Raw genomic sequence first — 4,968 nt, forward strand, 5'->3', positions numbered from 1 at the left:
CGCCGGTCGGCGCGCTGTTCGCCGACCCGCAGCATCCCTACACGCTCGGGCTGCTGGGCTCGATCCCGCGGCTCGGCAGCGACGGCGACGAACGCCTGACGGCAATCGAAGGTGTCGTACCCAATCCTTTCGCCCTGCCGGCCGGCTGCCGCTTCAGCCCGCGCTGTGCCTTGGCTGACGCTCGTTGCCGAAACGAGACCCCCGCCCTGCGCGAGCTTCGCCCCGGCCATCGCGCTGCCTGCTGGAAGGCGCCGATCGACGACGCCCTTGGCGTCGGGGCCGAGCCGTGACTGCGCATCTCCTGTCCGTCGCCGACCTTACCAAGCACTTCCCGGCCAGGCGTGGCGTCATATTCCAGAGCACGGTCGGCACCGTTCGCGCCGTCGATGGCCTGAGCTTCCATGTCGCGCCGGGCGAGACGCTGGCCCTGGTGGGCGAGTCGGGCTGCGGCAAGTCCACGACCGGCCGCCTGGTCCTGCGCCTGATCGAGGCGACGTCAGGAACGATCCAGTTCGCCGGCCGTGACGTCCGTGCCCTCGACCGCGGCGCGCTGCGCGAGTTGCGCCGCGACATGCAGATCATCTTTCAGGACCCGTTCGCCTCGCTCAATCCGCGCCTGACCGTGGGCGACGCCCTCGCCGAGCCCCTGCGCCTGCACGGCCTGGCGTCGGGTGGGGCGCTGCACCGGCGCGTCGACGAGCTGCTCGGCGAGGTCGGTCTCTCGCCCTGGCACGCGCTGCGCTATCCGCATGAGTTCTCGGGCGGCCAGCGCCAGAGGATCGGCATTGCACGTGCGCTGGCCTCGCGTCCTCGCCTGATCGTGTGCGACGAGCCGGTCTCGGCACTCGACGTCTCCATCCAGGCGCAGGTGATCAACCTCCTCCAGGATCTCAAGCGACGCCTCGGCCTCGCCTACGTCTTCATCGCCCACGATCTCGCCGTGGTGCGCCACATCAGCGATCGCGTCGCAGTCATGTATCTCGGCAAGATCGTCGAGCTCGGTCCCAAGCGATCGCTGTTCGCGATGCCGCGCCATCCCTATACACAGGCGCTGCTTTCGGCGGTGCCGGTTCCCGATCCTGCCGCCCAACGGGCCCGTATCCGACTGGCCGGCGACGTGCCCAGTCCCCTCAATCCGCCGCGCGGCTGCCGCTTCCACACCCGGTGCGGTCATGCGCAGGAACGCTGCCGGACCGAGGAACCGGCCCTGCGTCCGATCGGGACTGCGGATCAGGTCGTAGCCTGCCACTTCGCCGAAAGCATCACCGCTCCCGCCCTGGTCTCCGAAGCCGAGCCGCCCTACGCGCGGCGCCTGGCGGCCCTGCGCAAGCTGGCGGCTGCGTGATTCATCATCCTTCCCAGCTTCGCTGAGGAGGTGTCCGCGTCTTCGCGGACCTGCCTTCGCCGAAGCGAAGCCGCTTCGGCTTCGCGCAGGCAGGCGGAGGGGTCATGGTCTTCCGGACCGCGGGCGTCTCGCCCGCTCATGATCATGTGCGTGAGCGGGCGAGACGCCCGCGGTCCGCATGACATGTGACCCCTCCGCCGGCCTGCGCGAAGCCGAAGCAACTTCCCTGGGGAGGAGGATGGATCACACCGACGGCACACCCGACGTCGTCGAGTACTCGAAGTGCAGCGGCGTCTCGGGGTGGACGAGCGCATAGGCCGAGCGTGCCGCGATCGCTGCCTCGGCGAAGCCGGTCAGGATGAGCTTGAGCTTGCCGGGATAGGTCACGACATCGCCGATGGCGAAGATGCCGGGCCTGCTGGTCGCCGTCGTCGACGCGTCGATGGCGATCTGGTTGTGCTGCAGCGCCAGCTCCCATTCGGCGATCGGGCCGAGCGACATCGACAGGCCGAAGAACGGCAGCAGGACATCCGCCTCGGTTCGCTGCTGCACACCGTCGAGCGTGGCCGCGATGACGGCCTTCAACGTGCCGTCGGCACCTTCCAGGCCGTGCAGCTGATAGGGCACGACCAAATCGATCTTGCCGGTCTTGGCGAGCTCCTTGAGTCGTGCCTCGCTTTCGGGCGCCGCGCGGAACCTGTTGCGACGATGGATCACCGAGACATGCGCCGCGATCTCGGCCAGCGACAATGCCCAATCGACCGCCGTGTCGCCTCCGCCCGCGATCACGATCCGCTTGCCGCGAAAGTTTTCGCGCTGGGTCACGTAGTAGAAAACGCTCTTGCCCTCGTAGGCCTCGATGCCGGGCAAGGGCGGCCGATTCGGCCCGAACGCGCCGACACCGGCGGCGATGATCACCGCTTTCGCCCGCACCGTGGTGCCCCTGGATGTCGTCACCTGCAAGTAGCCGCCGCCCAGCGGCTCCAGCGCCTGCACCTGCTCGCCGAGGTGATAGACGGGGCGAAACGGCGCGGCCTGCGCCTTGAGGCGAACGATCAGCTCGGCCGCCTCGATGCGCGGAAAGCCGGGAACGTCGTAGATCGGCTTCTCGGGATAGAGCGCCGCGCATTGCCCCCCGGCGTCGTCGAGCACGTCGATGACATGGCAGTGCAGCCGCACCATGCCGCACTCGAACACGGCGAAGAGGCCGACCGGGCCGGCGCCAACGATGACCACATCGGTCTGATGGGAATGTCCACTGGTCATCGTCGCAGAGTGGCTGAGCGAATTGACAAATAGAGCCCCCGCCGTATGGATCGAGGCAACCTGGAAACAGCCGGTACCCCGGAACAAGTCCGTCAGTCGGGGAACTTATAGCCGGAACGTGGGATCCTCCTAGAGCATGATTTGTTAGGAACGCGGCTGGGAACATCTTTCGCTGTTGTCGACTGCCGGCAACAACCACGACCGGGACTATTTTGGCGACACGTCGAGACTGTCCGAGGGAATGCGCAAGCAACACCAGGTTCCAGCCGGCGCCAATTGGGATGAGACCATCTTCAACGTCTTCAGGAACAAGGACGGTCCAATCCGGCACTTCTGGGGCTCGGAGATGAGCTATGGCCTTCCCGCGCCGAACCAGCATCATCGCGCCGGCGATCTCGTCGATCCTCTCTGGGATCTGCTCGACATGACGCCCGAAGGTCGGGGTCAGTTCTTTCCCAAGGTGCATTACGACTGATCCGGGACCCTGCCTGACGCCGGGCTCGGATGCAGCTCGAAGGCGCGCGGTTCATGTGAACGCGCGCATGGATCCGATCAGCACGGGGGTGCGGTGCGGGTACGGTAGCCATCGTAGTACTGGCTTCCGCAGACGACTTGCTGCTGAACGACGTCGTCACGATACCCGTTCTGGCCGCGGTTCGTGACGGTAACCGTGGTATAGCGACGGCCGTCAGTCTGGTTGTACCAGCCATGAGTCCCCGGCTGATTGGCGTAGTTGTAGCGCGGCCCAGGCTGCGAGTAGCCATAGCCATACCGTGATGGCGCAGGTGCGGGAGTGTTGTAGTAGTATGGGTTGTTGTAGCCCATCGGTGCCGGCTGATAGTAGCCACGCGGCGTGGCATAGCCGTCGTCCTGGCATGCCGCCCCGATCACGCCGATGCCCGCAACGACCATCAGCCGCAGAGAGAGCCTCAACATCTCTATTCTCCTCCAAACCAGCCAGGATGTTCGAATACCGCCACTACGCGATCATTCTGTCCCTTTAAGGACGGACAACGGTCCGGGGAGCGAATAGGTTCCTGTCACAGCTTTGACGCACCCAGACTTGGAAGGCCCGTTAGCGGCTTCTCGGTGGATGCAGTCGGCACCTGCAGGTGCTTCAGTGCTCCGGGCAATCGCATCCGCATGTGGCGGCGGGCGGCAGGCCAGGAAAAACCCCATGGTAGCTGGGGGCGGACTTGAACCGCCGACCCCGGCATTATGAGTGCCGTGCTCTAACCAGCTGAGCTACCCAGCCATGGGTGGGCGCTTTTAGTCGCCCGGTCGCGAAGCTGTCAAGGAAGCGGCCCCGGAATGCTATTTGTCCTGCATCGTCCGGGCATCCCACAGCCGCACCAGGTAGCCGTCCGGGTCGGCCAGCTCGGCGCCGTACCCCCAGAAGGTTTTCTGGGGTCCATGGGCGAATCGGACGCCGCGGGCCGTCCATTCCTCGAACTTGGCGTCGACATTGTCGACCTGGAACCACAGGGCGAGGCCGTTCGAGACCGCCTGCGGGCTCTCCGTCAGGAAAATGGCGAACCCTTCCCTGTCCTGGAGGGCGACGGTGCGCCGGTCGGGCACCTCGAACTCGACCTCGAGGCCAAGCGCATCCGTGTACCAGGCGCGCGAGCGCGCCAGGTCACGCACCGGCAAGTTGAGATGATCGAGTTTCATCATCGGAAGCGCCTGATGAAACCGCCGCCCAGCAGACGGCTGCCCTGCCGGGCGTCGTAGGCGACACAGGCCTGTCCCGGCGAGACGCCGATCTCCGGTTCGGCAAACCGGACGATGGCGCCGCCCTCCTCGCCCGGCTCGATGGTTGCCGGGCGCAAGGGCTGGCTCGAGCGCACACGCACCTGGATCGGCAGAACGCCGTCCAGCGGCGGGCCGAGCCAGTTGAGACCGTGAAGGACGATGTCGCGGCGCCCGAGCGCCGAGCGCGGCCCGACCACGACACGACGCGTCTCGGGCTCGAGCCGCACGACGTAAAGCGGCTCGTTGTCGGTGCCGCAGCGATCGCCGATGGCGAGGCCGCGGCGCTGGCCGACGGTGAAATTCACGACGCCGTCGTGACGGCCGACCACCCTGCCCTCCCGATCGACGATCTCGCCCGGCTCGACAGCCTGCGGCCGAAGCTTCTGCACCACGGCGGCATAGTCGCCGTTGGGCACGAAGCAGATGTCTTGACTGTCGGGCTTGTCGGCAACCGCGAGATCGAAGCGCTGCGCCAGCGCGCGCGTCTCGCTCTTCGGCAGGTCGCCCAGGGGAAATCGCAGGAACTCCAGCTGATCGCGCGTAGTGCCGAACAGGAAGTAGCTCTGGTCACGCGACGGGTCGGCGCCGCGATGAAGCTCGGCGCC

General features: G+C 66.6%; 6 protein-coding genes, 1 tRNA gene and 1 pseudogene. 3 read left to right on the forward strand and 5 right to left on the reverse strand.

Annotated elements, in window-relative coordinates:
• Window positions 1-290: oligopeptide/dipeptide ABC transporter ATP-binding protein (locus AB7O82_RS37185; protein ID WP_428555223.1), on the forward strand; the 290-nt coding region annotated here is incomplete at its 5' end.
• Window positions 287-1,345, forward strand: a complete 1,059-nt coding sequence (locus tag AB7O82_RS37190; RefSeq protein WP_428555226.1) for an ABC transporter ATP-binding protein — start codon at window positions 287-289, stop codon at window positions 1,343-1,345. The genes AB7O82_RS37185 and AB7O82_RS37190, both read left to right, overlap by 4 nt.
• Before the next feature lie 243 nt (window positions 1,346-1,588).
• Here the strand turns inward: AB7O82_RS37190 and AB7O82_RS37195 are convergent, their stop codons facing one another.
• Entirely contained in the window at window positions 1,589-2,581 is a 993-nt protein-coding gene (locus AB7O82_RS37195; RefSeq protein WP_428555229.1) for an NAD(P)/FAD-dependent oxidoreductase, read from the reverse strand.
• Window positions 2,582-2,774: 193 nt separating this feature from the next.
• Here AB7O82_RS37195 and AB7O82_RS37200 point away from each other — a divergent pair.
• Window positions 2,775-3,086, forward strand: a pseudogene (locus AB7O82_RS37200) (DUF899 family protein); the annotation flags it as partial.
• Window positions 3,087-3,163: 77 nt separating this feature from the next.
• Here the strand turns inward: AB7O82_RS37200 and AB7O82_RS37205 are convergent.
• From AB7O82_RS37205 to AB7O82_RS37220, 4 genes are all read right to left on the reverse strand, one after another.
• Window positions 3,164-3,547: a hypothetical protein gene (locus tag AB7O82_RS37205; RefSeq protein WP_428555232.1), complete on the reverse strand. Its 384-nt coding sequence runs from the start codon at window positions 3,545-3,547 to the stop codon at window positions 3,164-3,166.
• A 242-nt stretch (window positions 3,548-3,789) separates the two neighbouring features.
• A tRNA-Met gene (locus tag AB7O82_RS37210) sits at window positions 3,790-3,866 on the reverse strand.
• A 59-nt stretch (window positions 3,867-3,925) separates the two neighbouring features.
• Window positions 3,926-4,285, reverse strand: a complete 360-nt coding sequence (locus tag AB7O82_RS37215) for a VOC family protein (protein ID WP_428555235.1) — start codon at window positions 4,283-4,285, stop codon at window positions 3,926-3,928.
• Window positions 4,282-4,968, reverse strand: a 687-nt coding sequence (locus tag AB7O82_RS37220) for an MnmA/TRMU family protein (RefSeq protein ID WP_428555238.1), incomplete at its 5' end; no start/stop codon positions are given. The genes AB7O82_RS37215 and AB7O82_RS37220, both read right to left, overlap by 4 nt.

It is taken from the genome of Reyranella sp. (assembly GCF_050185545.1).
GTDB lineage: Bacteria > Pseudomonadota > Alphaproteobacteria > Reyranellales > Reyranellaceae > Reyranella.

Bases quoted from the DNA above. Each gene is read 5' to 3' on its own strand.
- AB7O82_RS37205 (WP_428555232.1), bottom strand. From the start codon at position 3,547: ATGTTGAGGCTCTCTCTGCGGCTGATGGTCGTTGCGGGCATCGGCGTG.
- AB7O82_RS37215 (WP_428555235.1), bottom strand. From the start codon at position 4,285: ATGATGAAACTCGATCATCTCAACTTGCCGGTGCGTGACCTGGCGCGC.